At 54.0% G+C, this 2,908-nt stretch carries 4 protein-coding genes; all 4 read left to right on the top strand.

Going from position 1 to position 2,908, the window contains the following annotated elements:
• Nucleotides 1–79 precede the first annotated feature (79 nt).
• The 4 genes from ACOCD2_RS15670 to ACOCD2_RS15655 all read left to right on the top strand — a co-directional run bounded on the left by ACOCD2_RS15670 (nt 80) and on the right by ACOCD2_RS15655 (nt 2,800).
• A complete protein-coding gene (locus ACOCD2_RS15670; protein ID WP_293649471.1) occupies nt 80–1,015 on the top strand; it encodes a metallophosphoesterase in 936 nt (311 codons plus the stop codon).
• Nucleotides 1,012–2,046 carry a DUF4236 domain-containing protein gene (locus ACOCD2_RS15665; RefSeq protein ID WP_293649473.1) on the top strand — a complete coding sequence of 345 codons (1,035 nt, stop codon included), beginning with the start codon at nt 1,012–1,014 and terminating at the stop codon, nt 2,044–2,046. The genes ACOCD2_RS15670 and ACOCD2_RS15665 overlap by 4 nt, the downstream gene beginning before the upstream one ends.
• Nucleotides 2,047–2,144: 98 nt before the next feature.
• Nucleotides 2,145–2,477 (top strand): type II toxin-antitoxin system RelE/ParE family toxin, encoded by a 333-nt coding sequence (locus ACOCD2_RS15660; protein ID WP_293649475.1) that lies wholly within the window; start codon nt 2,145–2,147, stop codon nt 2,475–2,477.
• Nucleotides 2,477–2,800: a DNA-binding protein gene (locus ACOCD2_RS15655; protein WP_293649477.1), complete on the top strand. Its 324-nt coding sequence runs from the start codon at nt 2,477–2,479 to the stop codon at nt 2,798–2,800. Before ACOCD2_RS15660 ends, ACOCD2_RS15655 begins: the two co-directional genes overlap by 1 nt.
• The last annotated feature ends 108 nt before the right edge of the window (nt 2,801–2,908 follow it).

The following is a 2,908-nucleotide window of genomic DNA, read 5'->3' as shown; positions in this document are numbered from 1 at the left end:
TATAGGTCTTTGTCTCTCATAGGGGATTACGATAATCTACCCACTCCATTTGGGGAAGAGCCATGCGAGATAGACTGATATGAGTTATGACATCATTGGCGATATACACGGGCATAGCCAAAGCCTGGAATCGATTTTGACCAAGCTTGGGTATAAGAACCAATCCGGCATCTATCGTCACCCCTCGCGCAAAGTGATCTTCCTGGGTGATTTTATCGATCGCGGCAATTACCAGCGTGAGGTGATCGATATTGCGAGAGCGATGATCGACTTTGGAAGCGCGCTTGCCGTGATGGGTAACCATGAGTTTAATGCCATTGCGTATTACACCGCCGACCACGAAGGAGAAGGTTTTCTCAGGCCGCATTCTGAGAAGAATACAGGACAGCATCAAGCATTCCTCGATGCCTATCAAGGCTCCCCTGCTGCTTATGAAGATACCATTAACTGGTTCAAGACCTTGCCACTCTGGCTGGATCTTGGCGATTTGAGAGTCATTCATGCTTGCTGGGATAAACATGAAATCGCTGAAATCATGAAGTATCAGGACGGGGAATGCTATCTGAGTGAGAAACTTCTCCAAGAGTCTTGCCGTAGTGGTACATGGCAGTTCAGTGCAGTCGAAACAATCTTGAAGGGTAAGGAAATTCCATTGAAGCCTGGCGCCAGCTTCAAGGACAAGGACGGAAACGTGCGCCATCATATACGTGTGCGCTGGTGGGATCGAAACGCCACCAGTTACAAGGATGTATTCATGGGGCCTGAGAGTGCCCGAACCCACATACCGGATGACAAAATCGACGGTGATCATATGGTGGAGTATTCACATGAATCACCCCCGGTCTTTCTCGGTCATTACTGGATGGAGGGTGAACCAGTACCCTTGGCACCGAATATCGCTTGTCTCGATTACAGCGTCGCTAAACCCGGAGGCAAACTGGTGGCGTATCGATGGGATGGTGAACAAACATTGGACCCTGGCAAGTACGTGTGGGTTGAGCGCATTGAGTCATGAGCTTTCGTTTCTGGAGACGGATCAAAATTGCCCCCGGCGTAACCCTGAACCTGAGCAAGTCGGGTGGGTCGCTTTCTTTTGGGCCACGAGGTGCGAAGTTTACCGTCGGATCAAGAGGCAAACGTGCCACGATGGGTATTCCGGGAACGGGACTGTTCTACACGACACCGATCACTGGCGGGAAGGGTGGAAAGAGACGTTCCGCTTCCTCCGCGACGGCTCCAACGGTCAGTCCGAAAGACCGTCTAACGCTGGGTTTCTTCAAGCGGCTGATCACGCCGGATGACGAGGAGGCCCTGGTGGACGGTTGCCGGGAGCTAGTACTTGGCGATGAAAACAAGGCGCTCGGGTATCTGAAGAAAGCCACGCATCTGGCAGACGGTGCCTATCTGGCGGGCTTTCTATCGCTCAAGCAGGCGCAGCTACAGAAAGCCGCAGATTATTTGAGCCTTGCCGCTGAGAACCACCGCCGTTTGGGCCGCTACTTCGACAAATATGGCATCTCCGCCACGATGATCCTGCCGATTACTGACGAGGTGTCTGCGCATGTCGGGCCGGATCTTCGCGGCGTGTTGCTGGGCCTGGTGGAGGCCTATCAGGGTCAGAAGCACTGGGCGGATGCCACTGCCTGTCTGGAGAGGCTGCGGCGGCTGGACCCCGACGACGTTGTGGTCAAGCTGTCACTGGCAGAGCTGCTGCTGGAGGCATCCCGTGGAGACCGCAGTGTGTACCGGAAAGTGGTTCGTCTGGCAGAAGGCATTGAGAACGAAACGCCCGTTCACACCGCGCTGCTGTTCTACAAGGCAAAGGCCCTGTATGGTCTCGGGCTTCTGGATGCGGCACGGGATACTTTGACCGGCGCGCTACGCCGCAAGAAGGGCCGTTCCGGGGAGCTGCTTCGGGCGCTCAGGTATGAGCGGATCCTGGTTTACGAGGATCTCGGTCAGCACCGCCGGGCGCGTAGCGAGCTCGAAAAGCTGTATGCCGAGACGCCGGATTATGAGGACGTGGCCGCCCGCTTGGGGTTGTAGGCGTTGGCGAGAGCTGAAAGATGCCATAATCCCTTGAAATATCTAGCCTTAATCAGAAATATTGCAAAAGGTAACATATATGCTACCATATGGGGCATATGACCGGGGTTAGAGAGTACCTTGATGCGCAAGGGCGCAGCCCTTATGCCAAATGGTTCGATCGCCTGAACGTCGCCGCTGCGGTCAAGGTGGCGACAGCAGTCCATCGGATGGAGCAGGGTAACTTCTCTAACGTGAAAGGTGTCGGTGCCGGCGTCTATGAGTACCGGATTGATTTTGGCCCTGGTTATCGGATCTACTTCGGCAAGGACGGGGACCGGTTGGTGATATTGCTCGCGGGTGGCACCAAGAAGCGCCAGGATGCAGATATTGCCGCCGCAAAAGCGCACTGGCGAGACTATAAGTGCCGGAAACGGCAAGAGGTGACATGATGGCTCTGACGAAAGATTTCAAGGACACCATTCAGGCACGCGCCCAACGCGATCCAGCGTTTCGTAAGGCCCTGCTACAAGAAGGGGTCGAATACCTGCTTTCCGGTGACGTCGATACCGGCAAGGCGGTGTTGCGCGACTATATCAACGCGACGATCGGGTTCGAAGAATTGTCCCGGGTTTTCGACAAGTCGAGCAAGAGTCTCATGCGCATGTTCGGTCCGAAAGGGAACCCCCAGGCGAGTAATCTATTTGCGGTGATCGGTTATCTGCAGGAGCAGGAAGGCATACATCTGGAAGTCAAAGCCCGGAAGGTAGCCTAGGGTGCTGTGTAGCTGTGCTCAATCGGCACATTTCGAGCATTTTGAAGGATTTTCTGAGCATGGTATTTTTCATGGTATTATCGTTTAGTAGGAAAATAAGCCATAGAA

It is taken from the genome of Thiolapillus sp. (assembly GCF_048562965.1).
Taxonomy (GTDB): Bacteria; Pseudomonadota; Gammaproteobacteria; order Chromatiales; family Chromatiaceae; genus Thiolapillus; species Thiolapillus brandeum_A.
This window is presented reverse-complemented; position numbering and strand designations above follow the sequence as displayed.

Bases quoted from the DNA above. Each gene is read 5' to 3' on its own strand.
- ACOCD2_RS15670 (WP_293649471.1), top strand. From the start codon at position 80: ATGAGTTATGACATCATTGGCGATATACACGGGCATAGCCAAAGCCTG.
- ACOCD2_RS15665 (WP_293649473.1), top strand. From the start codon at position 1,012: ATGAGCTTTCGTTTCTGGAGACGGATCAAAATTGCCCCCGGCGTAACC.
- ACOCD2_RS15660 (WP_293649475.1), top strand. From the start codon at position 2,145: ATGACCGGGGTTAGAGAGTACCTTGATGCGCAAGGGCGCAGCCCTTAT.
- ACOCD2_RS15655 (WP_293649477.1), top strand. From the start codon at position 2,477: ATGGCTCTGACGAAAGATTTCAAGGACACCATTCAGGCACGCGCCCAA.